The organism is Bacillus sp. BC08, from assembly GCF_054326875.1.
On the sequence record NZ_JBTGPA010000035.1, the window covers coordinates 479,331 to 502,131 of the forward strand.

Annotated in this window: 24 protein-coding genes, 1 pseudogene and 2 other annotated features; of the genes and pseudogenes, 16 read left to right on the plus strand and 9 right to left on the minus strand. The window is 36.0% G+C overall.

Annotation, left to right across the window (positions count from 1 at the left end; all coding sequences use genetic code 11):
- The 6 genes from ACXVYO_RS20550 to ACXVYO_RS20575 all read left to right on the plus strand — a co-directional run bounded on the left by ACXVYO_RS20550 (nt 1) and on the right by ACXVYO_RS20575 (nt 4,013).
- Nucleotides 1–1,029, plus strand: coding sequence for a FecCD family ABC transporter permease (locus tag ACXVYO_RS20550; RefSeq protein WP_458468630.1), 1,029 nt, complete (start codon nt 1–3; stop codon nt 1,027–1,029).
- Nucleotides 1,016–1,834, plus strand: coding sequence for an ABC transporter ATP-binding protein (locus tag ACXVYO_RS20555; protein WP_458468352.1), 819 nt, complete (start codon nt 1,016–1,018; stop codon nt 1,832–1,834). Before ACXVYO_RS20550 ends, ACXVYO_RS20555 begins: the two co-directional genes overlap by 14 nt.
- Entirely contained in the window at nt 1,801–2,196 is a 396-nt protein-coding gene (locus ACXVYO_RS20560; protein ID WP_458468353.1) for an ankyrin repeat domain-containing protein, read from the plus strand. The genes ACXVYO_RS20555 and ACXVYO_RS20560 overlap by 34 nt, the downstream gene beginning before the upstream one ends.
- A gap of 236 nt (nt 2,197–2,432) precedes the next feature.
- Nucleotides 2,433–3,011, plus strand: coding sequence for a GNAT family N-acetyltransferase (locus tag ACXVYO_RS20565; protein WP_458468631.1), 579 nt, complete (start codon nt 2,433–2,435; stop codon nt 3,009–3,011).
- 56 nt (nt 3,012–3,067) lie between these two features.
- Nucleotides 3,068–3,526: a GNAT family N-acetyltransferase gene (locus tag ACXVYO_RS20570; protein WP_458468354.1), complete on the plus strand. Its 459-nt coding sequence runs from the start codon at nt 3,068–3,070 to the stop codon at nt 3,524–3,526.
- Nucleotides 3,527–3,635: 109 nt separating this feature from the next.
- Complete coding sequence (locus tag ACXVYO_RS20575) at nt 3,636–4,013, plus strand: hotdog family protein (protein ID WP_000025011.1); 378 nt, start codon at nt 3,636–3,638, stop codon at nt 4,011–4,013.
- Between the two features lie 33 nt (nt 4,014–4,046).
- Here ACXVYO_RS20575 and ACXVYO_RS20580 read toward each other — a convergent pair whose 3' ends face one another.
- Nucleotides 4,047–4,592, minus strand: coding sequence for a helix-turn-helix domain-containing protein (locus ACXVYO_RS20580; protein ID WP_001020698.1), 546 nt, complete (start codon nt 4,590–4,592; stop codon nt 4,047–4,049).
- A gap of 156 nt (nt 4,593–4,748) precedes the next feature.
- Between ACXVYO_RS20580 and ACXVYO_RS20585 the strand changes: the two genes are divergently transcribed.
- Both ACXVYO_RS20585 and ACXVYO_RS20590 read left to right on the plus strand, forming a co-directional pair.
- A complete protein-coding gene (locus tag ACXVYO_RS20585; RefSeq protein WP_458468355.1) occupies nt 4,749–5,153 on the plus strand; it encodes a DoxX family protein in 405 nt (134 codons plus the stop codon).
- Nucleotides 5,154–5,173: 20 nt separating this feature from the next.
- Nucleotides 5,174–6,031, plus strand: a complete 858-nt coding sequence (locus tag ACXVYO_RS20590) for a VOC family protein (protein WP_458468356.1) — start codon at nt 5,174–5,176, stop codon at nt 6,029–6,031.
- A 15-nt stretch (nt 6,032–6,046) separates the two neighbouring features.
- On the opposite strand, the gene ACXVYO_RS20595 is transcribed toward ACXVYO_RS20590, so the two are convergent.
- From ACXVYO_RS20595 to ACXVYO_RS20605, 3 genes are all read right to left on the minus strand, one after another.
- Nucleotides 6,047–6,361, minus strand: coding sequence for a 4a-hydroxytetrahydrobiopterin dehydratase (locus ACXVYO_RS20595; protein WP_000979537.1), 315 nt, complete (start codon nt 6,359–6,361; stop codon nt 6,047–6,049).
- The gene (locus ACXVYO_RS20600; protein WP_458468357.1) at nt 6,342–8,096 is read right to left on the minus strand and encodes an aromatic amino acid hydroxylase; all 1,755 of its coding nucleotides are present in this window, start codon (nt 8,094–8,096) and stop codon (nt 6,342–6,344) included. The genes ACXVYO_RS20595 and ACXVYO_RS20600 overlap by 20 nt, the downstream gene beginning before the upstream one ends.
- A 163-nt stretch (nt 8,097–8,259) precedes the next feature.
- Nucleotides 8,260–8,487, minus strand: a binding site (T-box leader).
- 50 nt (nt 8,488–8,537) lie between these two features.
- Nucleotides 8,538–8,766: a binding site (T-box leader), on the minus strand.
- Nucleotides 8,767–8,986: 220 nt separating this feature from the next.
- On the minus strand, nt 8,987–11,734 hold the full coding sequence (locus tag ACXVYO_RS20605; RefSeq protein WP_458468358.1) for a S8 family serine peptidase: 2,748 nt from the start codon (nt 11,732–11,734) through the stop codon (nt 8,987–8,989).
- A 296-nt stretch (nt 11,735–12,030) separates the two neighbouring features.
- Here ACXVYO_RS20605 and ACXVYO_RS20610 point away from each other — a divergent pair, with 296 nt between their 5' ends.
- Nucleotides 12,031–13,269 carry an eIF2A-related protein gene (locus ACXVYO_RS20610; protein WP_458468359.1) on the plus strand — a complete coding sequence of 413 codons (1,239 nt, stop codon included), beginning with the start codon at nt 12,031–12,033 and terminating at the stop codon, nt 13,267–13,269.
- A 43-nt stretch (nt 13,270–13,312) separates the two neighbouring features.
- On the opposite strand, the gene ACXVYO_RS20615 is transcribed toward ACXVYO_RS20610, so the two are convergent.
- Both ACXVYO_RS20615 and ACXVYO_RS20620 read right to left on the minus strand, forming a co-directional pair.
- Complete coding sequence (locus ACXVYO_RS20615) at nt 13,313–13,435, minus strand: DUF4023 domain-containing protein (protein WP_000071861.1); 123 nt, start codon at nt 13,433–13,435, stop codon at nt 13,313–13,315.
- A gap of 69 nt (nt 13,436–13,504) precedes the next feature.
- Entirely contained in the window at nt 13,505–13,843 is a 339-nt protein-coding gene (locus ACXVYO_RS20620; RefSeq protein WP_242253306.1) for a phosphoglycerate mutase, read from the minus strand.
- 68 nt (nt 13,844–13,911) lie between these two features.
- Here ACXVYO_RS20620 and ACXVYO_RS20625 point away from each other — a divergent pair.
- From ACXVYO_RS20625 to ACXVYO_RS20635, 3 genes and pseudogenes are all read left to right on the plus strand, one after another.
- Nucleotides 13,912–14,617: pseudogene (locus ACXVYO_RS20625) on the plus strand (histidine phosphatase family protein).
- A gap of 17 nt (nt 14,618–14,634) precedes the next feature.
- A complete protein-coding gene (locus ACXVYO_RS20630) occupies nt 14,635–15,171 on the plus strand; it encodes a delta-aminolevulinic acid dehydratase (RefSeq protein WP_458468360.1) in 537 nt (178 codons plus the stop codon).
- 264 nt (nt 15,172–15,435) lie between these two features.
- Nucleotides 15,436–15,936 carry a DoxX family protein gene (locus tag ACXVYO_RS20635; protein WP_458468361.1) on the plus strand — a complete coding sequence of 167 codons (501 nt, stop codon included), beginning with the start codon at nt 15,436–15,438 and terminating at the stop codon, nt 15,934–15,936.
- A gap of 41 nt (nt 15,937–15,977) precedes the next feature.
- Here ACXVYO_RS20635 and ACXVYO_RS20640 read toward each other — a convergent pair whose 3' ends face one another.
- Together ACXVYO_RS20640 and ACXVYO_RS20645 are read right to left on the minus strand one after the other, a co-directional pair.
- A complete protein-coding gene (locus tag ACXVYO_RS20640) occupies nt 15,978–16,862 on the minus strand; it encodes an alpha/beta fold hydrolase (RefSeq protein WP_073516563.1) in 885 nt (294 codons plus the stop codon).
- A gap of 15 nt (nt 16,863–16,877) precedes the next feature.
- Nucleotides 16,878–17,711: a GNAT family N-acetyltransferase gene (locus ACXVYO_RS20645; RefSeq protein WP_458468362.1), complete on the minus strand. Its 834-nt coding sequence runs from the start codon at nt 17,709–17,711 to the stop codon at nt 16,878–16,880.
- Between the two features lie 261 nt (nt 17,712–17,972).
- Here ACXVYO_RS20645 and ACXVYO_RS20650 point away from each other — a divergent pair, with 261 nt between their 5' ends.
- A complete protein-coding gene (locus ACXVYO_RS20650; RefSeq protein WP_458468363.1) occupies nt 17,973–19,358 on the plus strand; it encodes an alkaline phosphatase in 1,386 nt (461 codons plus the stop codon).
- Between the two features lie 54 nt (nt 19,359–19,412).
- The gene (locus ACXVYO_RS20655; protein WP_458468364.1) at nt 19,413–19,883 is read left to right on the plus strand and encodes a hypothetical protein; all 471 of its coding nucleotides are present in this window, start codon (nt 19,413–19,415) and stop codon (nt 19,881–19,883) included.
- 152 nt (nt 19,884–20,035) lie between these two features.
- On the opposite strand, the gene ACXVYO_RS20660 is transcribed toward ACXVYO_RS20655, so the two are convergent.
- Nucleotides 20,036–20,686 (minus strand): GTP pyrophosphokinase, encoded by a 651-nt coding sequence (locus ACXVYO_RS20660; RefSeq protein WP_073516560.1) that lies wholly within the window; start codon nt 20,684–20,686, stop codon nt 20,036–20,038.
- 337 nt (nt 20,687–21,023) lie between these two features.
- On the opposite strand from ACXVYO_RS20660, the gene rpmG reads away from it, so the two are divergent.
- Together rpmG and ACXVYO_RS20670 are read left to right on the plus strand one after the other, a co-directional pair.
- Nucleotides 21,024–21,173, plus strand: a complete 150-nt coding sequence (gene rpmG / locus ACXVYO_RS20665) for a 50S ribosomal protein L33 (protein WP_001265617.1) — start codon at nt 21,024–21,026, stop codon at nt 21,171–21,173.
- 68 nt (nt 21,174–21,241) lie between these two features.
- A complete protein-coding gene (locus ACXVYO_RS20670) occupies nt 21,242–22,741 on the plus strand; it encodes a YcdB/YcdC domain-containing protein (RefSeq protein WP_458468365.1) in 1,500 nt (499 codons plus the stop codon).
- The last annotated feature ends 60 nt before the right edge of the window (nt 22,742–22,801 follow it).

Here is a 22,801-nt window from a genome sequence, read left to right on the forward strand (position 1 = left end):
ATGGAAAGTAGTGAAGTGGTAAGGGAAAAGGAACATCCTTTTGCGAAAAAAAGATGGATAATAGCAGTTACCTTAGCAGTATTAACGATTTTAGGTCTTTTTTACGGCCTTTTCGCAGGAAGTTTATCCTTTTCATTACGAGATATTCTGGTAGGGATACAAGATGAAGATTCGACGGTTCATCGAATTGTATGGGATCTTCGTATACCGAGAGTGCTCGTTGGATTTATAGTAGGAACGTGTTTAGCAGCATCTGGTGCCCTGCTACAAGGGGTTATGAGGAACCCTCTTGCAGACCCTGGTATAATCGGGGTTTCATCTGGAGCAGGCCTTGTAGCAATTGTAATTATGATTTTATTCCCTCAGCATATGGCTTTTTTACCGTTCGGAGCGTTTTTAGGAGCTTTCATAACGGCGATGGTCATTTATGCTTTATCGTGGCAAAAGGGGGCACCGCCTTCAAGGATTGTTTTAGTAGGTGTGTCAATCAATGCATTAATTGGCGCAGCCACGTCAGCGTTAATGTTATTACATAGTGATAAAGTACAATCCGTGTTGCCATGGTTAGCAGGTGGCATTGGTGGTGTAAGTTGGGCGCATTTAAACATGATAATTTATTATGCAATATTCGCTATTATATTGGCCTTCTTTGGCATTAAGCATATTCGAGTATTAATGCTTGGAGATGAAATGGCGAAATTATTAGGACATAACGTGGAGAGAAGCCGGTTTTATTTAATAGTTGTAAGTACACTATTAGCTGGAATTGCGGTTAGTGTTTCTGGTCTTATTGGATTTGTCGGTCTTGTCGTACCACATATGTTACGTTTATTAGTTGGAAATGACTATAAATATTTACTGCCATTATCATGCCTTGGCGGAGGAATATTACTTGTTTTCGCGGATGCGATAGCTCGAAGTTGGTTCGATCCAATTGAATTGCCAGTTGGTATTTTATTATCCTTCTTAGGCGGTCCGTTCTTCTTATATTTAATTCATAGAGGAGGGAAACAGAGTGATTTCCGTTAATAAAGTGTTTTACGCACATTCTGAAAGATTTCAAATGCAGAATATGAATGTACATATTAAAGCTGGAGAGGTCGTTAGTTTAATTGGGCCGAATGGATCGGGGAAATCTACTTTGCTTCGTTTAATGGCAAGACTACTTAAACAAAGCGAAGGGGATATCATTCTAGATGGAAAAAATATTCATACGATGAAAAGTGCCGATGTAGCGAAGCAATTAGCGATGTTACCACAAATGCATGATCATCAATTAGATTTAACAGTGAAAGAATTAATCGAATTTGGAAGAGGCCCTCATAAATCATGGAGCAGTCGCTTAAATAAAGAAGATGAAGAAATTGTTGATTGGGCATTGTCAGTTACAAATCTTGAAGGGTATGAATATCGTCTTTTACAATCTTTATCAGGAGGAGAAAGACAACGAGCCTGGATTGCAATGACGCTAGCACAACGTACAAATGTTTTATTATTAGATGAGCCAACAACCTTTTTAGATATCGTTCATCAGTTGGAAGTAATGGAACTTGTGAAACGATTAAACGAGGAGTTTGGCATGACAATTGTAATGGTTTTACATGATATTAATCAAGCGGCTCAATATAGTGATCGTTTACTCGTATTAAAGCGAGGGCAGCTTCAGTATGATGGTATACCAGAAGAAGTGTTATGTCATGAAATGTTTCAACATGTGTTCGGCATCGAGGTAGATATTTTTCAAGGAAGCGACAAGCCATTTTTTACACCGAAAAGAATTTCTAAAAGGAGAGAAGCGCGATGCGAACAGAAGAACGTATTACCACTGAGTTAGTGAGAGAATTTGTTATGGCAGCTCACGGAGATTTAGAAAAAGTACAAGAACTGTTGGCTGAATCGCCAAGCTTACTTCATGCAGCTTACAATTGGGGTGGATCAGATTGGGAAAGTGCATTAGGAGCAGCGGCACATGTAGGCCGTAAAGATATTGCTCTCTATTTACTAGAAAAGGGTGCTCGAATGGATATTTTCGCAGCCGCGATGCTTGGAGAATTAGAAGTTGTACAAGCTATTTTAGTGGCACAACCAGAGGCATTGCGTGCATCGGGTCCACATGGTATTTCCCTTCTTCAACATGCACGAATGGGTGGAGAAAAAGCGCAGCGTGTATTTGAGTACTTAACGGTGCTCTCTTAATGACCGCAAAGGTTCTTGTGTGCGGTAAACTTTTCACTTTCATATAATTGAAAAGTTTACCGCCCGTTAGAACGGGATAAGTATCTAGTATATTTGAAAATCCTACACCCCCCTCAATTGTAGTTTTCTTTATGCTAGTTATGATATGGATGCAGTAGACAATATTTGTCTACTGCCTTTTTTATATTTAGTGAAATTGAATATTCTGCGTTTTGTTGCGGAGTCATTTATAATAAATAGTAACAATTCATATACATACAAAACATGATCGTGTAGTTAAGTACAAATTTGCGGGAAGGAGTGCAGAAATGTTTCATACAGATCGTTTACAAATTCGTAAATATACAATGGATGATTTACAGTTCTACGCTTCACTATGGGGAAATGAGAAGGTAATGCGCTATATTGGAAATGGGATGTTAAAAACATATATGCAATGTAAAAAAAGTTTGGAGGAGTGGGTGATTCCTAGCTATAAAAACGGCCTCGGTTTATTTGTATTGATTGAAAAAGAAACGGGGATACGAATTGGTCATGCAGGATTAGTAAAGCAGCAGATAGATGGAAAAGAGGAAATTGAAATTGGGTATTGGCTACTGCCTCAGTATTGGGGAAAAGGGTATGCGAAAGAAGCAGCGGCAGCATTTCGAGACTATGGCTTCCAAGCGTTACGAATGAATAAATTAATTTCTCTTATTAATCCGGACCACCCGGCCTCCATCTTTGTTGCTAGAAAAACAGGACTTAGTTATGAGAAAACAACTTCATTTCATGGGATGGATGTTCTCGTTTATTCCATTAAGCGCGTTGGATGAAAAAGGGTAAATTACATCTTTTGAAGAATGGTATATAAAAATAAAGGGGGGATTACATGTATATTTATCATAATGGACTTATTATTCGTGAGGGAACGAATGGTGTACCTGCATATGCAATTAAAACTTTATTCGAAGATGCCGGTTGGAGCAATGATGATATCCCTTCTTGGCAAATTGAAAAATTCACGATAGCATTTGAAAATTCAACATGGGCATTCACAATTTGGGATGAAGAAGAGATGATTGCGATGGTTAGAGTCATTTCTGATGGAATTATGGTCGCGAACATAGTAAATTTAGTTGTGAAATGTGAATATAGAGGGAAGGGATTAGGTAAGAAACTTGTCGCTCTTTGTTTGCAAAAGCTGCCACATGGTGATTGGTTTGCGCATACATCTGCTAGTAATTTTGATTTTTATAGAAGTTGTGGCTTTGAGGTGAGGGAGTTATCGAGAAATGGAACATGTGCGTACTACGGGTATCAAGCAGCAAAAAAAGATGGGTACCGATAAAAATAAGATAATGTAGAAAAAGGATCGCTATTTTAATAATATAAACTGAACTGAGACTCCTTTTATGATAAAATGAAAGAAAATTCTGTTTATTATTAGGGGGATAAAAATGAGTATAAAAGTTGGGGATGTATTTAAATACGAAAGAAGATTTACTGAGGAAGAGGTTTTTGAATTTGCAAATATTACAGGAGATAAAGGTAGGCATCATATGGAATATGATGAAAATGGACGTTTAATGGTTCATGGTTTATTGACTGCTAGTATTGGAACGAAAGTAGGCGAAGAATTACATTACATAGCAAGAGAATTAGTAAGTGAGTTTATTAGACCGGTTTTTACAGGGGATACGATCACTTGTGAATTGACTTTAACAAATGTTGAACAGATGGAAGGATACAAAAAGGTTTCAATCGAGTCAGTTTATCGCAATCAACACGAAAAGACTGTACTAGTTGGGACAAGCTATGGAGTTATAAGGGGATAAAAAAGAAGCCTAATTTACAGGCTTCTTTTTTATTTAATAAACACGTTTTCGATTTTCTGCATGACTAGAGATGAGTAATAATGCCGTTTCTTCTCCTATATTACGCACGATATGAGGAACACATGCATTCCAAGAGAAAGAATCCCCTTCTTCTACAATTGCAATATCTTCTCCATGTTGAACTTCTAGTTTTCCGCGTAATACAAGGTGACACTCTTCCCCCTCATGGGCATTTGGTGAGTTTTCTTTCGGAAACCCAGCAGGAATTTCTACAAGATTGAGGCGGAGGCCACCTTGCTCTGCAACATGTTCAATTCTTTGTTCATCTTTTCCGTATACACTGTATTTACGCTCTACCTTTTTGACAACTTTTAACCGATCTTTTTGTTCTAACAATAAATAGGGAAGAGGAACGTTTAAAAAATTGGAGATCGTTTCTAAAGTTGAGATAGATGGTGAAGTTTTATTATTTTCAACCTGACTCATAAATCCTTTAGAAAGACCTGTTCCCTCACAAATTTGTGCGATTGTTATGCCTCTACGTTGACGAATTTCACGTATTGCAGAACCAATATTCATAAAATCAAGCTCCTTTTTGTAAACAACTATTTGTATCATAGCAAAAAAAATATATTTTTTCCCAGTGAAAATGAATTGACGAATAAAAAAAAGTAGTGTATGTTTTGTAATGTAAATAAAAGTTTTGTATAAGGAAACTATAAAGGAGAGAAAGAAATGAATCAACATATCGGTAACTTAATTATTCGTATCGTGTTAGGGGTAACGTTCTTTATGCACGGTTTAACAAAATTTCAATCGGGGATTGACAATATTGCAGGGTGGTTTACAAGCATTGGTTTACCAGGAGGACTTGCATACGGAGTAGCAACAGCGGAAGTAGTTGGTGGTATATTGTTAATTCTAGGTTTAGGAGTAAGATATATTGGATTATTATTTGCACTTGTTATGGTTGGAGCAATTGTGAAAGTAAAATGGTCAGCTGGTTTATTAGGAGATGGAAAAAATCCTGGCTTCGAATTAGAGCTTGCATTGTTAGCAATGGGTGCGTACTTATTTGTTGCGAAAGTAGACGGTTTTGTAGATAATTTCTTAAAAGAGAAAATGTTAAAGAAGAACTAAATGAAATGGGGGCTAACAAGATGAGTTTTCAACTTCATCCCGACACAACACTTGATGTTGTTCATTTATATGTATCAAATATAAAGAAATCACTAGAGTTTTATACAGAAGTACTAAGTATGAAAGTACTAAAAGAAGATGACATGGTCGTTACATTTGGGAATGAAAATAACGAACCACTCCTTATCATTGAAGAAAAGAAAGAAGCCTTACCAAAGCAAAGAGGGAGAACGGGGTTATATCATTACGCAATTTTATTACCGAGCAGACAAGATTTAGCGAATATTCTTCGTCATCTTGTAGAAATGGTATATCCACTGCACGGCGGAGCCGACCATTACTTTAGTGAGGCCCTTTATTTAGCTGATCCAGATGGAAACGGGATTGAAATTTATCATGATCGCCAAAAAGAAGTTTGGCGTGATGAGAATGGAGAACTACCGTTTGTTAGTAACCCGTTAGCTGGTGAAGAATTATTACAACAGGGAAGTGTGTGGAATGGTTTTCCAACGGGTACTGTGATGGGGCATGTTCATTTCCATGTAGCTGATTTAGAAGAAGCAAAACGTTTCTATGTGGATGGTCTTGGTTTTGAAGTAACAATCCCAGCTCGTAATGGCGCGTTGTTCGTATCGGCAGGTGGCTATCATCACCATATCGGTTTAAATACGTGGCAAGGTGAAGGAATACCACCGCAAATGCCAAATTCTGTTGGCTTGAACTATTTCACAATTGTACTAGCGGATGAAAAACAAAAAGAGCAAGTATGTGAAAGCTTAAAAAATATTGGCAAGATTGCTACGTACAAAGATGGAATATTGCAAGTCGAGGATCCATTTGGACATTGTATCCAATTCAAAGTAAAAGGAGAAGCCTAAAAAGGCTTCTCTTTTTTATTTTCTTATAATCGCTTTTTCGTTTTGTAAAAATAGTTCATCAAATTGCTTTGCAAGCTCAAAATCTAGTTTCGTTAAACCTTTTGCATTCCAAGATGACAAAGTAATAATGACTGCTTTATACTGGATAAGGATAAATGGATGGTGATTATGTTCTTCTGATAGTTTGGCGGCTTCAGAGACAAATTCGACTCCTTTTAAGTAGTCGGAAAACATATATTTTCGTTCAATCCATTTCTCATCTTTTACCATCCATTTATCTACCTTCAATAATTCCTCGTGAACTTCTTCTTCAGTTAATCTTAGCATCATTTTTCACATCCTTTATTGGAAGTAACGCAAGACCATTGTTAATAAGGCGTGTTACAGCTTCGTCAGTTGTGAAAGTAGAAAGTTGATGTAGTAATGTTGCCGATGTTTCATGCCCTTTGTTATGCTCTAAAAGTAACTCTAATACTTCAAGGCGCAGCAACCATTCTTTCGTATAAAATTTATTTAATACTTCTTGAATTGCTACTAATTGATCGATATGCGCGTCGTGTAAGATCCCCTCACTTCGAATATCTCGAACTGTTTGATACATACGTTCAAGTTCATTCAGTACAAGTGGAGCAGGAATTTCTTGAACTTCTTCATCCATTGGGAAAAATGCTGCTGCATCTGCGGCACCTGGGAATACGGAAGTGATTTGTGAGCCAACAGCCATATCAAATGCGCCCCATGAAGCATCAAATAAAACGCGGGCGTTATAAGTAACTGTGCAATCGATAAAGGAAATAAGAGCAATTTTCTTATTGTTTTTTACAATATCTGTTACTGTTCCTTTTACATGAATACCACTTGCAAAAGTAAACTCAGCGATAGTTCCAATTGTAATTCCTAATGATTGTAGTTGTTCGTCTATACAAGTTTCTAATGCAATATTTTCAGTGAGTAATCCAATCGGTGTTCCAAATCCATCACTGTGTACAGAAGTAGAATGATTCGCTAACTGTTTATTATGAAGCGCTAAAGCCGTTGGCGAATTTGTTCGCATGTAAATTAATTCACCTGCATCGTTTTCAATTGTCTCGCTAAATGTACCTGTAATTTGTAATCCGCTATTTAGCTCAGCAGTTGCATAGTTCTCGGAGCGAATTGCTTTTTCTAAACCTTCTTTTCCACCTGTTTTAAAGGCCATCGTTTTAGAAAATGTTTCAAGCGCATCTGTTAATTCTTCAAAGGATTTACAAACAAATAGTTGTGGTTGCATTTTTGTTACGTCATAAGTTGTCCCTGTACATGCTTCGATAGAAAATGGAACCTTTTCTACAGCGTCTGTTAAGCAATGTTTGCTTTCGCCAACAGAAGAAAGGAGGCCAGCACCATATATTTTTGGATCATCTATATTTCCAATCAATCCATATTCTACTGTCCACCAGAAAAGACGTGAAATTTGTTCAGCTTCTGATAAACCAGAAACTAAGTTTTGTTTTTCAATTACAGCATTTTCAGCAGCCTTAACTTCATCAGGAGTAGAAGTAGGGCTTTCTTTTACTATCGTTAATGTACGAACAGCTTCAAATGTATCATGTTCTTCTTTTGTAGAGAAAGCTTTTGCACCAATTTGTCCAAAACGTTTCACATATTTTGCATATGTAGGATCAAGTAAAATCGGTGCGTGTCCTGCTGCTTCGTGTACGATATCTGGAGCTGGTGTGTACTCGATATTTTCTACTTTCCGAATATCTGTTGCGATCGGTAGTAATCCATGTCCTTGAAAATCGAAGAATGCTACGCCGGGAATAAGTCCGTCAATCGTTACAGCCCCCCAGCCACTTGGTGCCAAACACTCATTCATTTCTTCTACTTTTGGAATTGCATCTATATTAATACCAGATGATTGTAGTCCGTTCACATAGGCTGGATGAGCAACGTCTTTTAAGAAGCTATGATTTTGTCTCATAATATAACGCCACACAGCGTGATTCACCGGTGTGTATTGATCATAATGTTGTGTGGATACGAATGGTTTTAAATGCGATGGAATTTCTGTTTTCTTTGTCATTTAGACATCCTCCTTTTTTTCAATAAAATTGAATATCGATTTCGTATAGCTTGTATCACCTCCTTTCATTTTTTGTAAGCGCTTATAAAATTTTATCATAAGATTCGGAATTATTTAACATCTGTTTCTGTGAGAAATAGAAAAAGCCCCTATCGGAAAATCCGATAGGGGCGAAAGAATCGCGGTACCACCCTATTTGTAAGTGAAAATATACTTACATCTCAATTAATGATAACGGAAAAATTCCGTCTTTTCCTTCATGCATAAAAGCACTACGAAAAAGAAGCTCCAGAATTGTAATTCATACTTATATATGTGCTAATTTCCACCGACCATTAGCTCTCTGTAACAGGGATATAAGATACTACTGCGATTCTTTCAACGCGTATATATGAAATTGTGTAAGAGGTTGGGCGCAAAAAAGTCCCTATCGGAAAATCCGATAGGGACGATAAAAATCGCGGTACCACCCTATTTGTAAACAATTAATTGTTTACCACTCACTTTACGATAACGGAAAGATCCGTCTTTCTCTTCATGCATAAAAAGCACTACGGGAAAGAAGCTCCAGAATTGTAATTCACCCTTGTATATGTACTGATTCGCACCAACCATCAGTTCTCTGAGACAGTGATATAAGTCGCTACTAGTATTCCTTCAAAGCCGATATATAATTCGTTCAACTAAACTATGTTTTGTATTATAAAACTATATTAAAAAAATTGTCAATAAAAATTTTTCATCCCATGTTAATGAGCAGTAAAACTCCTACCTCAAAATTCGGTGGGAGTAAAGAAGTTAGATGGGAGACTAACTACTCGTGAACCCCGAGTGGTGAAGGCTAATAATCAGTGGGGGATGAACAAAACCCCACTGATTAAAGTTTCACTTTATTTTACTTCTAAATCAACATTTAAATTAGTTGTATTTCCAGCTGCATCTGTTGCAACAAGATGAATTGTATTCTTTCCTTGTTGTAATTGGTTACGATCGAAATAAATGTCATAACTTTTCTCCCAAGGATTCAGGAACGCACTTTCCCACATACCATTTCCGTTAATTTCATATTGCATTCTCACTGGAATGCCAGGTGCAACCCAACCGGATTCTGTCATCCAATCTAGTAGAATATCGTCAACTTTTCCTCTAATTATGAGGTTTTCTTGATCAACTTCGTGCGTTAACTTAGGTGCTGTTCGGTCAACAAACACAGCTCCTGTTTGCTTTGTTTCTCCACCAGAGTTAGAAGCAACAGCTTCGATTTGGTATAAGCCATCAGGCAACGGAGATCCGTCAGTTCTTGTACCATTCCATTTGAAAGATTTATAACCTGGTGTTTCGTTTTTACCTTGATATACTGTGCCTTGATATGTCACACGGTCTTTCGTAATTAAATTGGCATGAAACGCTATATCTTCAACTGGTGTAACTAAATAGTAATTGATTAGGTTGTCATCTAGTATTTTGTCATTATTTGGACTGAAAGTAGAATTAATGATTTCAAGGCCATCAATACGCTTGTATTCTTTCGGATCGATGCTAAATGTAAATGGAATACGCATCTCTTCAGTTTTCCCTTGCTCTTTTACATACAGATTCCCTGTATATACGCCTTGTGGTAAGGAGCTATCTACAGTAATAGTAAAAGGTTTTTCAATATTACTATTCGGTTTCATACTAATAGAAGAAGGGAAAGAAGTCTGGATTTTTGTTTTTGTATCTAATAATTCAATACGAGTTGAAAAGTTTTTCTTTTTGTTAGAAAGATTTTCTAAAGTAATATTTTGTGTTAGTTTCAGTTTGCCGCTATTCGGTTTAATAAGACCGAAGCTTACGTTGTTCGGTTTCACTAACGCATCCGTTTGAGCTGCTTTCGGAATGTTAATTAAACCTGATCCTTGCGCCATGACAGGATATGTATTTTCATTGACATCCTTTAATGTTTTTGCAGTGTTGGCAAGAGCAGATTTCACTTGTTCTGTCGTCCAATCAGGATGCATTTGACGTAGTAAGGCAACGGCTCCTGCTACTTGTGGCGCAGCCATACTTGTTCCGTTGTGAGATTCATAGCCACCCCTTGGTACCGTACTAGTAATTTGTACGCCAGGTGCAACAACATCAGGTTTTATGAGCCAACTTCCTTGTGATGGTCCTCTTGAACTGAAGTTACCAATCAGTTCGGTTTTATTTGGTTGTCCAATCTTTATGTTTTTCTTTCGTTTTGTAATTAAATTTTTCAACTCTTCGCCATTTGTATTTGATAGTTGCATAACTGGAAGAGCTATATCTTCACGTCCAAAATATTCGGGCATGATATTAATTTCTTTTTCGTTAGAAATTAATAGCACGCCGAGAGCACCAGCTTGTTTTGCTTGCTCTGCCTTTACTAACGTGCTCGAAGTTCCTTGTAAAACAAGGGCGAACTTACCTTTCACACCTTGTTTAGCGTAATCGCTTGAATTACCGTAGCCAACATAGACAAGCTGGGCATCGTTTCCTACTTGGAAGTCCGCTTTTGATAACGGTAATCCTTGATAAGATTTATTAGAACCAGCTACTTGGAATGTTGGAAATGGAATAGAAACAGTAGATGCACCAACAGAGATGACGCTACTCGCGTTACCAGGAGCATCAACAGACCAAGGCTTTGGTCCATCATTTCCATTTGAAACGACTGCAGTAACACCAAGTTTTGCTGCACGTTCTAACGTCATTGTTACAGGTTGATCAGGGACATTCAAATCTTGACCGAGAGATAGATTTAAAACGTCAGCGCCATCTTGAATAGCACGCTCAATACCTTGAAGAATATCTTCGGTCGTACCAGTACCGCTATCATTCATTACACGATAGGCTAGAATAGACGCATTTGGAGCAACACCTTTAATTTTTCCGTTACCAGCAATAATGCCAGCTACATGAGTACCGTGTACGTTGCCATCCATTGGATCGTTATCCTCATCGACAGTATCATAGCCACCGATATAGTTTGCTTGCAAGTCAGGATGTGTATAGTCTACGCCAGAATCAATAATAGCGACTTTCATACCTTTTCCATCAAGCGGTTTGCCAGATGGATCTTTTAAATTCCATGCTTCAGGTGCACCGATTGTCGGTCCGCCGATATTTGGCGCTTCTTCTTTAGTAGCGCTTTTTGCTGTTTCATGCAATTTATATGTTAAGTTTGGATAAACAGCTTTTACTTCAGGTAAAGAAGCTAAAGCAGCAACTTGATCTCCTGGGATAGAAATAGAGAATCCAGAAAATAACGTACTATACGTTTCTTTTATCTTTGCTTTTGGTGCTTTTTCTTTAATTTTCTTTGTTGTATCCTCTTGTGCCTTTTTTAATTGTGCATGGTATGATTGCGCATTTCCATTTTTTAAATCTGGAGCGTGCTGAATGTTACTTTGTGAAGCGAGCGGAGCATGTTGCAATTCTACAATGACTGAAATTTCTTTTGCTGTTTTTGTTTCAACATTTTGCGCGATTTTGTTTTCTCCCCATTGCTCAATATTGGCTTTTAACTGTGGACTAAATTGCTTCTCCTTTTGCAGCGATTCAGCATGCGCGCTTAAAGCTCCAAAACTAGAAAAGACAAGCGCCATACTTAATATTGCAGATGTAGTTTTTTTCATTGAAACTCCCCCTAATAAAAAGTGCTAATATTCCGAAAAGTTATCTTACATTTTTGTTATGAAATATAAAATCGAATGTTGGCTAAACTATACTTTCGACATAATTCATACCAATCCTCTTTGAATTAAAAATTTCTTGGGAAATCTTTTGGGATTATGTCGAATGGCTCATATTCAGTGAAGAAAGCCCATTCTTATTGAGGATAAATCCACACCAATTCTGCAATTAATAAGGAGTGAAATTCGCATATAGTAAGCGAAATATGAGGAATGCTATAAGAAAAATGGAGGAATGTATGAAAAAAATTATCGTGAGTAGTAGTTTGGGTTTATTCATTTTTATATCTTCAATTTTTAGTGCGAGTGCGGAACATAATGGGGCGAAAGTTGCTTTCATTCGTCATCATGACCTTTGGATTAAAATTGATGGAAAAGAAAAACAAATAACAAAAGGTGAGTACATAACAGGGCCGAAGTGGTCTCATGATGGCGAATGGATTGCCTATGCTAAAGGAAAGCAGCAAAATACTTTTGAATTGTACCGACTGGAAGATGGAAAGAAAGTTAGACCATTTCAATCTGAAGTATCAAATTATCAATGGTCACCGAAAGAGAATATAATTGCATTTGTATTTACGAATACATTAAATACGTTTGATGTCCAAAAAAAGAATGCAGATTTTGAAAATGTATCAGCTGGTGTAGGTGATTATGCATGGTACCCTGATGGAAAGAAGTTTCTTGTATCTTCTGAAGCACACTTACTTCCAACAGGATGGACAGGAGCCCAGCTATATGAAGTGCAAAAAGATGCACATATGAACCCTCATAAAATGAAACATTTATATGCATTACCAAATGAACATGATGATTTTCTAGCGCTAGTTGCAAGCGGGTTTGAGTGGTCACCAGATCGAAAGTGGATTTCATTTTTAGCGGTACCGACAGCTTCATGGTCAGCAGATAGTAATACACTTTGCTTAGTTCGAGCAGATGGCAGTCGGTTTGAAAAAGTAGATCAAATGTTATTAAACACAGAATGGCTCAAATGGGCGCCATCCAACAATATATTAGCTTATATTGAAGGAAGCGGGAGAGTTGCGTTAGAGAATAAACATTTAAAAGTAAAAGAACTGCCAGCACTTCAGCAGAACACATTTACGCCGAAAGGATATGTCGATTGGGATTTTGCATGGAAGAATGATAAAGTAATTATCGTTTCACGGGCAAAAGAGGCAGGGATAGAAACTCCGCCAGAAAAAAGGCCACTGCCATCTTTATATGAGATCAATCGTACAAGCGATAAACAACAGCAAATCACAAAGCCGCCTCATAAGCAAGGTGATTATCATCCGATTTTTATGAATAAGAGCAATCAATTAGTATGGATACGTTCAGACCGTAAGAAAGCCAATGTATGGGTCGCCAATAGTGATGGAAAACAGGAAAAGAAGTGGATTGAAAATATAGATGTACCAGAGTGGTATTATGAGAAATGGAATTGGGAAAATGTTATTTCGGTGAAAGCAGAATAAAAAAACGTGCCTAAAAGATAATTTTAGGCACGTTTTTTTATTGTTATTTATGTGTTTTATTTGGCTTTTTTTTCGCTGGGTTCCCGTTTCCCTGACGCTTTCTGTTTTGTTCATCTTTTGCTTGTTTTTCATGCAGTGTATCTAAAAAATCATTCGAGTTACTCATTTTTATATCGCTCCTTTCATTTCGTCCTAATTACTATAACCATTTAGGAGGATAATCATGAGATAAAAGTTAAGCACTTAATTTTCTTCGATAATATATATAAAATATGCCATACGTAATAAATAGCATAAATAAAATTTGTAACTCTACATTTTCTTTTAAAATAGTTGAGACAGAAGATGGTAAGTAAGGGGATGTATCGCTCGTTCCTATACCTAACCATTTGTTTAAGAGGTTAATGGTACAAAACATAAAAACACCAGACCAGCTTGCAATAATTGCCTTCTGTTTAATTTTTGTTTCACGTTCATCATCTGTAATCCAAGGATTAGCAGTTTTATCACTACTAAAAAATCCGTTTATATATCCCCATATAATCATTCCGATTAAGATGGTTATCCATTTCATATTTGTGATTCCCCTCTCTCTTGTAAAAAGTATTTTACATATATGATTGTAATATTTCCCAATTGTTTGTGTCAAATCTTTTTTACATATCGTTTTTTCTTATAGCAGGAATAATGAATGAGATAGGGAAGGAATTATGTTGAAGGATTTCATAGAGAGAGGAGGATGGGTATGAAACTCGTTTTTGTTCGGCATGGTGAAGGTGAACATACAAAAGATTTGCCGTCAACTTTACAAGTATTGCATCCATCATTAACGGATGAAGGAAGGAATCAGGCTAAATTACTTCAATGCAATGTGCCATTGCAAGAAACGGATATATTAATTGCTAGTCCTACACTTAGAACTTTACAAACGGCGGCAATATGGAGTGAGAAGGTAACTTGTCAAAAAATCGTCCATCCATATGTATCCCCGCGTATTTTTCCTTATCGAGAAGGAGCGAAAACATTACCATGTGATCACATAGTAGATCAGGAAATGATAGCAAATTTATTTCCACATTTTTTGATAGAGAAAAGCACAAATAAGCAGTTATGGACGGAGGGTATAAATATTATTTCAGAGAATAGCTTTCAGCAAATAGTAGATGAATTTCTTCTTTGGTGTTATGAGCTAGGCGCTGAAAGAATTTGCATTGTATCTCATGACGGGACGATTACAGCATATAGGCAATATTTACAGAAAGTCGTTTTAACTAGATCTGATTTTTTGCAAGAAACGGGTATATATGAAATGGAGGTATCCCATAAAAGTCTGATTGATGAAATCTAATGATGGGGTGAGAGTATATGTTGAATGTTGCACTAGTAGTTGGCTTTAATTCCGATTTAGAGGCGCAATCAATCAGGGCATCACTTGAATATTTTGGGGCAAAAGTTATAACATACTGGATTGGTAGACCGAAAGAGTTCATCGATATTCTTTCTGGAAAGAGTTTATATAATGATATTAATTATGTTGTCTTTTGCTTTCATGGTGAGGAAGGAAAGTTTGTCATGGAAGAGTTAGGTGAAGATATATATGAACAAGATGAACCGAGGGGATACTTTGGTACAGTAGAAATTTATAAATATGCAAAATTGCATAATACACATATTGTAAATAGTGGGTGTACGTTAGGGGATCGAAAACTAGCAGAATCTTTCTTACGTAGTGGGGCGAAATCGTATATTGGATCGATAGATTATGTAGATGGGAATGCAGCACTTATGTTTACAATACGCTTATTTTACGGGCTTATTAACCATGAAAAAAAGTTGGGAGAGGCTTTTGAAGAAGCACGGTTAATTGATAAAGAGACACATACATTTCGATTGTATAAGTAGTGTGAAACACATTTGTTCTATATTCGAATAAATGTGTTTCACATTTAACTCACATTTTTTTTACATTTTCTTCAATGAAAACCATTATCACTTATGGTATGATATGTTCAAGTTTTTACAGGTAATAGAAGTTACTATATAAACGTTAGTTTTTAATGCTTCATACACATGTCACAAATTATTCGTAATTAACATTTGAAAAATAAGTAACTAATGTTATTATATTATCTGTAACTAACTTAATTACAACTTTAGGAGGAAGATATGGTTATTCAATTTTTAAGAGAAAATAAAGCAGTTTCTTTTGTGTTAGCAGTAATTCGAGTATATCTTGGTTACACATGGTTAATGGCTGGAATCGGTAAATTACAAGGAAAAGGATTCGATGCAACTGGCTATTTACAAGGTGCAATTGAAAAATCTAAAGGAGCACAACCGGCTGTTCAATCTTGGTGGGCATCATTTTTACAAGATTTCGCAATTCCAAACGTTGATCTATTTAATTCACTTGTAATGTGGGGAGAGATTTTAGTCGGAATTGGTTTAATTGTAGGCTGTTTAACAAAAACAGCGGTCTTTTTCGGCCTTCTAATGAACTTTTCCTATATGCTTAGTGGGTCAATTGGTGTAAACCCTGAAATGGTTATTCTATCCATGTTCGTTCTAGTCTCTAGTATGAATGCTGGTAAATTTGGAATAGATGGTTTCGTTATTCCGAAAGTACTGGGATCAAAAACTCAAAAACGCCAAAAGCAAGCTGCTTAATATATGAAAGCGGGTATCTCAAAATGAGATACCCGCTTATGTTATTTTTCAACTTTGATTGGATTGTTTTTAAAGAATTCTTTTACATAACCTACAAATTCTTGTGGCTCTTGACGAAATGGTGCATGATAACCTTTTTCAATAATATGGAAAGTACTATTTTTTAAGAATTGATGATATGTTTCTCCTTCTTTCCAAGAAACGCTACTATCATTTCTTCCCCATATAATTAAGGTTGGTTGTTTCAGTTCATTTGCATTGATTTGAAGACGTCTCGGCCATAATTTCATTTTATTGTAATGCTCTTCATCGTTACGTTTAAATTTCACTTTGCTTTCATCATAATCTGCAACAGCAGAAACGGTATTTAAATCAGTCGACAATTGTGGTTTTGGTGACCCTTGTTTATTAACGAGTGTATGAGGACCACCTGTAGCATCAGTTAAAATAAGGTGGGTAACGGCTTCAGGATATAAATACGTTAAATTAAGGGAGATTTCTCCGCCCATTGAGTGGCCCAGTATTGCAAACGAATCATAACCTAGTTTTTTCATTAATTTATAATACAAATTTGCATGGGTTGGGAAGGAATAATAAAAATCCATTGGCTTAGATGAGCGCCCGAATCCTAAAGCATCTACAGAAATAATTGTATGATCTTTTGCTAAGTCTGAGTAAATCTTTTGAAAACCATCTGACGATCCTCCAAATCCATGGATCATAAGTAAAGGTGGCTTTTCATTACCAATCTTTTTAAAGTAAATGGTTTGCCCATCTATTTCTACCATTTTTTCCTCGGTAGCTAGTTTCGCTGTAAGTGTATTTTTCACTTGTTTTACTTGTTCTACTGGCTTTTCTGCTGCACTACATCCTACTAATAGTGTAAGAGTAAGACAACCTACCATAAAATAGCTAAATCGCTTCAATGAGGTGTCCCCTTTCTAACATAACGCTGTATCTATCATAGCAAATAGCATATTACGATTTCCAGGAAGTTGGCTACCATTTTTTATCATAAGAGGTGAAAGGAGCGTTTCTTGGAAATTTTCTGTTTGAAGAAATTGACGAAATGAAAGTTGTGAATGTGGGACATCAATCCTTACTGTGCCATTCCAACATTCACAGATTCTCTTAAATAATTGAATAGCATCCTTCTCTTGCTTTGCGATAAGTGGATTGACGCATAATATATTACCTTTTTGTACACATAAGGAAAAAGCTTCTATACAGTTATTTCTCTCAATTTTAAAAGATTGGCTCGTTCTCGGTAAGAGTAACGAATAAAGTAAAGAACGATTAGCGCCAGTTGTAATTTGATCGAGAGAAATAAGTGATACAAGGTCCGGTTCTTTCACTTGTTGTGTATGAGTAATATGTGTCTTAGTCGTTTGCTTTTCAAAACGATGAATTGTCGTTACTGTTTGAAATCCGCACGATGTATAAAGAGGCTCGCCAGCTTCTGTTGCAATAAGTGCAATTGTTTGTTTTGGGGAGGTGTGTTCTAAGCAGCGATTAAGCAACATACGTCCGATGCCTCGGCCTTGAAAATTAGGATGGACGATTAACATGCCAATAGTAGAAAAACTATCTTTAAAAGGAAATACTCCTCCAGCTGCAATCAGTTTATTTTCATGCATATAACCGATAAGTGTGCCAAGAGAAAAGTACATTTCGAATTGTTTTTTCATAAATGCTTTATCTTGTAACCATCCAATAGCTTTACAAAGGTCGAGTAAATCAAAAATAAAAGATTCATCTAGCTTTATTGTTTTCATAAATACTCCCCACATTTCTATTAATTTTTATAAAAGCAGATTGAAAATGTTAAATAAGAGATTTGCGTTACATGAAATCCAACTTGTTTATATTTTGATTGTAAAGGCGAAGAAGGTTGGTATGGAAAGACAAAGTTATACAAATTATAACTTATATTTACATAAGTTAACAAAAAATTTACATATAACTAATTTTCTCTTAATAGTCTTCTATTAAATTTGATAGTGGGAAATGAATAACCTAATTAGGGGGACAATATAGTGAAAAAGTTTGTAAAAAAAGCATGGCCATTTGCAGTTGTGGCATCGTTAGCTGTTACTTCGGTAGCAACATGGAATTTTACTCGTTCTAGTGAGGTTAATGCAGATGAGAGCGGAAGCAATGCAAAGATTAAAAATGTCATCGTATTAATTGGGGATGGTATGGGACCTTCATATATGACGGCTCACCGTTATATGAAAGATAATCCAAAAACTTTTGAGATGGAATCTACAGAATTTGATAAGCATCTTGTAGGAACGCAAAAAACATATCCGGAAGATGAACATGAAAATATTACAGACTCTGCATCTGCAGCAACTGCTATGTCAGCAGGAATTAAAACATATAATGCAGCAATTGCAGTTGATAATGATAAAGCAGAAGTGAAAACGGTTCTTGAACAAGCGAAAGAAAAAGGGAAATCAACGGGACTCGTTGCTACTTCTGAAATTACACATGCAACACCAGCTGCGTTCGGTGCGCATGACATTAGTCGTAAAAATATGGACGCAATTGCAAATGATTATTTTGATGAAAAAATTAAAGGGAAGCATAAAGTAGACGTTATGCTTGGCGGCGGAGTAAATAACTTTGTTAGAAAAGATCGTAATCTTACAGAAGAATTTAAGAAATCTGGTTATAGCTATGTAACTGATCGCAATCAATTGTTAAATGATAAAAATGATCAAATTCTAGGTTTATTTGCGCCAGGCGGTTTAGATAAAATGATTGACCGTGCCGATAAAACACCTTCATTAGAAGAAATGACAAATGCAGCAATTGAACGTTTGAACAAAAATAAAAATGGTTTCTTCTTAATGGTTGAAGGAAGTCAAATCGACTGGGCTGGACACGATAATGATATCGTTGGTGCAATGAGTGAAATGGAAGACTTTGAAAAAGCATTTAAAGCAGCGATTGAGTTTGCGAAAAAAGATAAAAATACGTTAGTCGTTGCAACGGCAGACCACGCTACTGGCGGATTATCTTTAGGTGCGAATGGCGAGTATAACTTTAAAGTAGATCCAATTAAAGCTGCAAAACGCACACCAGACTTCATGGCAAATGAGATTGCAAAAGGTGCAAATGTAGAAGAAACATTGAAAAAATATATTGATTTACAATTAACACCAGAAGAAATTAAAGCGGTAAATGATATTGCTCCTTCAAAAGATGTAACAAAGATTGATAATGCGATTGAGGATATTTTCAATAAGCGTTCGGTTACAGGCTGGACAACAGGCGGACATACAGGGGAAGATGTAAATGTATATGCATTTGGCCCTGGTAAATACTTGTTCTCTGGCGTTCAAGAGAATACAAATATCGCTAAACGTGTCTTTGATATTGTTGGCGGTGGCGATCCAAATAAAGGAAGACGCTAATTATAAATGAAAGTGAGGCCAAATGCCTCACTTTTCTTTTTAGGAGATGGGAAAATGAGTTCTTTTTTCAGAGGGATAGGATCTCTTCTAATAGGGGCATTATTGCTAGTGGGATGTCAATCGAAGGAGAATCATATAGAAGAACAAAAATCTACTACTACAAAAACTGAGGAAAAGGTACAAATAACGAAAGAAGAAGAGAAATCGATTCAAGATGTGGTGGAGAAATTTGTACGGACGACAAATGAAAAAAATCTTGCTGAACATATGGACTTATTCTCAAAGAAGATGCCTAGCGCTGAAGACTTAAAAACACAAAAAGAAGCAGCTTTTCAAAAGGGAAATAAGAAAATTGAATTGGAACATATAGACATGAAAGCTAGTAAAGCAGGGTATGTTGTTGTTGAGACAAAGGAAAAGGAAATAGAGGGAGAGCTCACTCTTCAGAAGAAAGTACAGTATGCGCTTGGAAAAGAAGAGGACGGATGGAAAATTGAAGAGGTTCGCACGATAGGGAAGAAATAAAATGAAACTTTAATGGGCAGTAAGACACCCACCTCAAAATCAGCGAAAGCAAAGAATTTAGGTAGGGGGATCAACTGCCCATTAAATTCCGATTGGTGAGGGCTGATAATCAGTGGGGGATAAACAAAACCCCCACTGATTAAAGTTTCACTTTATAGTGGTAACATAATTTGATTTGAGCATGCTTCGATATCATCAATATCTTGGCGGATTGTTGCCATTTTATTATCGAGGTCTTCAGCTTTCATTGCTGCATCATGTAGTTCATCTTTTAAATACTCAGGTATTTTCCCTTCATATTTATAATAAAGTTTATGTTCTAAACTTGCCCAAAAGTCCATTGCGAGTGTACGCAACTGAATTTCTGCAAAGACTTCTTTTGTACCAGAATTCAGTGATAAAGGATACTTAATAATCATGTGTAAACTTTTATAGCCGTTTCCCTTTGGATTAGCGATATAATCTTTTACCTCTAGGATTTCCATATCTTCACGTTTTTGAATGACTTCTTTTAAATGATAAATATCTTCTACGAAGCAACATGTAATACGAATGCCGATGATATCTTGTAAATGCGTTTGCGCATTTTCAATTGTCGGTAATAAATTTTTACGCTCAAGCTTTTTAATAATACTTTCAGGTTGTTTTAATCTTGTTTTTATATGTTCAAACGGGTTGTAATCCTCTAAAAATTGGGCTTCCCGGTTCATAATTTCAAATTTAGTTTTTAACTCTTCTAAAGCAAATGTATATGGTAGTACAAAAGCTTTCCAGTAGTTAACCGTTGATTGATTATATTCCATTTATATACACACCTTTTCCTATTTACAAGTGAGGTTGTTATTATACTAAATACCAAATCATATAAGCGCAAGCAGCAAATGATGAGATCATAAAACGATATTTAGTTTTCATACTTTCAACTCCTTTCGAGTAAGATTCTATATGAATAAACGTGATTGTTAATAAGTTCACTATGTACAATTCCTATAGTAATAGATTCATGTGAATTTCGTATGAACTAATTGTTTCAGCTTTTTGTCTTTTTTTATAATTGACAAATGGAATGAAGTTATATAATGTATAAATCGTAATCATTACGTTTTGTTTTGCGATCTTTGAAAGAAAGGAGAATGACATATGCGTGTAAATATTACACTAGCTTGTACGGAGTGTGGTGATCGTAATTATATTTCTAAAAAAAATAAGCGAAACAATCCAGAGCGCATCGAACTAAAAAAATATTGTCCACGATTAAAACGAGTAACGTTACATCGTGAGACGAAGTAGAAGACTAGAGATATCTCTAGTCTTTTTTGTTTGTTATAATCACCTTAAATTGTAATAAAAGGAGAGGTATGATGAATCAAAAAGATAAAGAAAGAAAAGAGCAAGTGGCTCATATGATTGACATTCCAGATGATTATAGACTTGTAGTAGACGATCAAGAAGGCGTAGATGACCCGTATCATCTATTATGGTGGGAGCATAAAGAGGATGAGGAGAGAACGATACAAATTACGTTGAATAGACATACTGGTAATTTAATTGAATTTAGTATAGATGATGAAAATTCTTTTGCGAGCGGTAAGGAAGCGCTAGAGGAGAATAAAGCAAGAGAGAATGCAAATGTATTCTTAAAAAAATATACAAAAGAAGGATATGAATTTTATACATATGTAAAGGTTAAGGACGACAGGTGTGGTCGGAAAGAAGTAAATTATATGCAAGAAGTAAATGGCTATCCATTGCCGAATACAGGGTGCGTTTTGCTAGTTCATCCTTCAGATAATGTAGTGCATTTTCGTTATAATGGACAAAAAGCTATCGAGAAAAAACCGTTATGGCCAAGTAAAATCGTTGAAGAGAACGTCGTCTTAGAAAATTTGAAAGCTAGACAAGATATGAGACTTGTATTTGTAGATTTAACACACTCTTCATGTGAGTATGAGAATGGAGAAGAAGTAAAAGGGTACCATCTTGTATATGAACCAGAACCTAGTCATGCGTTTATTAATGCAAGTACAGGTAAAGATTTATTTGGACCCGATCATTATAAATTGCCTTCAACTGTAGCTGTTGAAAAACCGAAAAAAGGCAGCAAACAATATGATATATTCGATTTGCTTGACTGGGATAAAGAAAGTTTTACAAAAGTAGCTGAGACGGAAAATGATGATGAAATAAGAATGAAATTTGTTCCGAAAGAGGAACTGCAGAAACAGAAAGAAGAAAAGAATCCCTATTTAATGAATGAATTCTTTAAGAAGCATTTACCGATGTTAAAATATAATAATTTAATTGGCATTACGGTTGATAAATCTACCAATGAATTAATTGGCTTTATAAAATTGACAGAAGATAAAGAAGTAAAATCAATATTGTCTAGAGAGGAATGTTTACAAAAAGCACTTCAATTTTTGGAACAAGTTATTCCAGATGTCACACAATATCTACGCCTTTGGGAAGAACGTGAAGAAGCAGAAGATGGGATTGAAAGATTTATCTTTTCCGTATATGTGAATGGTATTCCAGCAGAGTATAAGCAATTTATGGTCAACATCAATACAGAAAATGGAGCTGTGATGCATTATTCCGGAGAGTCTAGCAACTTTATAAAAGGATTACTTACATACGAAACAACACCAAAAGTAACAAAGGAAAAAGCGTTAGAAATATACAGAGGGGCCATGCGAGTTCATTTAGAATGGTTTTTAGAGAATGATGTAGAGGAAACTAGCTACGAACTATTGTATAAACAAACAACGGATGAAAATTATAAAGAATCCTTCGATTGTAGTCGAGAACTGCGTTATATTGATGCGCATACCGGGGAGAAAGTTTGGAGTAAATATTAGTAAAAGCCAATCGATACGTATCGATTGGCTTTTACTACGTTCTTAGAATCATTTATCCCG

Bases quoted from the DNA above. Each gene is read 5' to 3' on its own strand.
- ACXVYO_RS20605 (WP_458468358.1), bottom strand. From the start codon at position 11,734: ATGAAAAAAACTACATCTGCAATATTAAGTATGGCGCTTGTCTTTTCT.
- ACXVYO_RS20610 (WP_458468359.1), top strand. From the start codon at position 12,031: ATGAAAAAAATTATCGTGAGTAGTAGTTTGGGTTTATTCATTTTTATA.
- ACXVYO_RS20660 (WP_073516560.1), bottom strand. From the start codon at position 20,686: ATGGAATATAATCAATCAACGGTTAACTACTGGAAAGCTTTTGTACTA.
- ACXVYO_RS20615 (WP_000071861.1), bottom strand. From the start codon at position 13,435: ATGAGTAACTCGAATGATTTTTTAGATACACTGCATGAAAAACAAGCA.
- ACXVYO_RS20560 (WP_458468353.1), top strand. From the start codon at position 1,801: ATGCGAACAGAAGAACGTATTACCACTGAGTTAGTGAGAGAATTTGTT.
- ACXVYO_RS20670 (WP_458468365.1), top strand. From the start codon at position 21,242: ATGATGAATCAAAAAGATAAAGAAAGAAAAGAGCAAGTGGCTCATATG.
- ACXVYO_RS20620 (WP_242253306.1), bottom strand. From the start codon at position 13,843: ATGAAATGGATAACCATCTTAATCGGAATGATTATATGGGGATATATA.
- ACXVYO_RS20635 (WP_458468361.1), top strand. From the start codon at position 15,436: ATGGTTATTCAATTTTTAAGAGAAAATAAAGCAGTTTCTTTTGTGTTA.
- ACXVYO_RS20550 (WP_458468630.1), top strand. From the start codon at position 1: ATGGAAAGTAGTGAAGTGGTAAGGGAAAAGGAACATCCTTTTGCGAAA.
- ACXVYO_RS20630 (WP_458468360.1), top strand. From the start codon at position 14,635: ATGTTGAATGTTGCACTAGTAGTTGGCTTTAATTCCGATTTAGAGGCG.
- ACXVYO_RS20580 (WP_001020698.1), bottom strand. From the start codon at position 4,592: ATGAATATTGGTTCTGCAATACGTGAAATTCGTCAACGTAGAGGCATA.
- ACXVYO_RS20595 (WP_000979537.1), bottom strand. From the start codon at position 6,361: ATGATGCTAAGATTAACTGAAGAAGAAGTTCACGAGGAATTATTGAAG.
- ACXVYO_RS20590 (WP_458468356.1), top strand. From the start codon at position 5,174: ATGAGTTTTCAACTTCATCCCGACACAACACTTGATGTTGTTCATTTA.
- ACXVYO_RS20585 (WP_458468355.1), top strand. From the start codon at position 4,749: ATGAATCAACATATCGGTAACTTAATTATTCGTATCGTGTTAGGGGTA.
- ACXVYO_RS20645 (WP_458468362.1), bottom strand. From the start codon at position 17,711: ATGAAAACAATAAAGCTAGATGAATCTTTTATTTTTGATTTACTCGAC.
- ACXVYO_RS20600 (WP_458468357.1), bottom strand. From the start codon at position 8,096: ATGACAAAGAAAACAGAAATTCCATCGCATTTAAAACCATTCGTATCC.
- ACXVYO_RS20575 (WP_000025011.1), top strand. From the start codon at position 3,636: ATGAGTATAAAAGTTGGGGATGTATTTAAATACGAAAGAAGATTTACT.
- rpmG (WP_001265617.1), top strand. From the start codon at position 21,024: ATGCGTGTAAATATTACACTAGCTTGTACGGAGTGTGGTGATCGTAAT.
- ACXVYO_RS20655 (WP_458468364.1), top strand. From the start codon at position 19,413: ATGAGTTCTTTTTTCAGAGGGATAGGATCTCTTCTAATAGGGGCATTA.
- ACXVYO_RS20570 (WP_458468354.1), top strand. From the start codon at position 3,068: ATGTATATTTATCATAATGGACTTATTATTCGTGAGGGAACGAATGGT.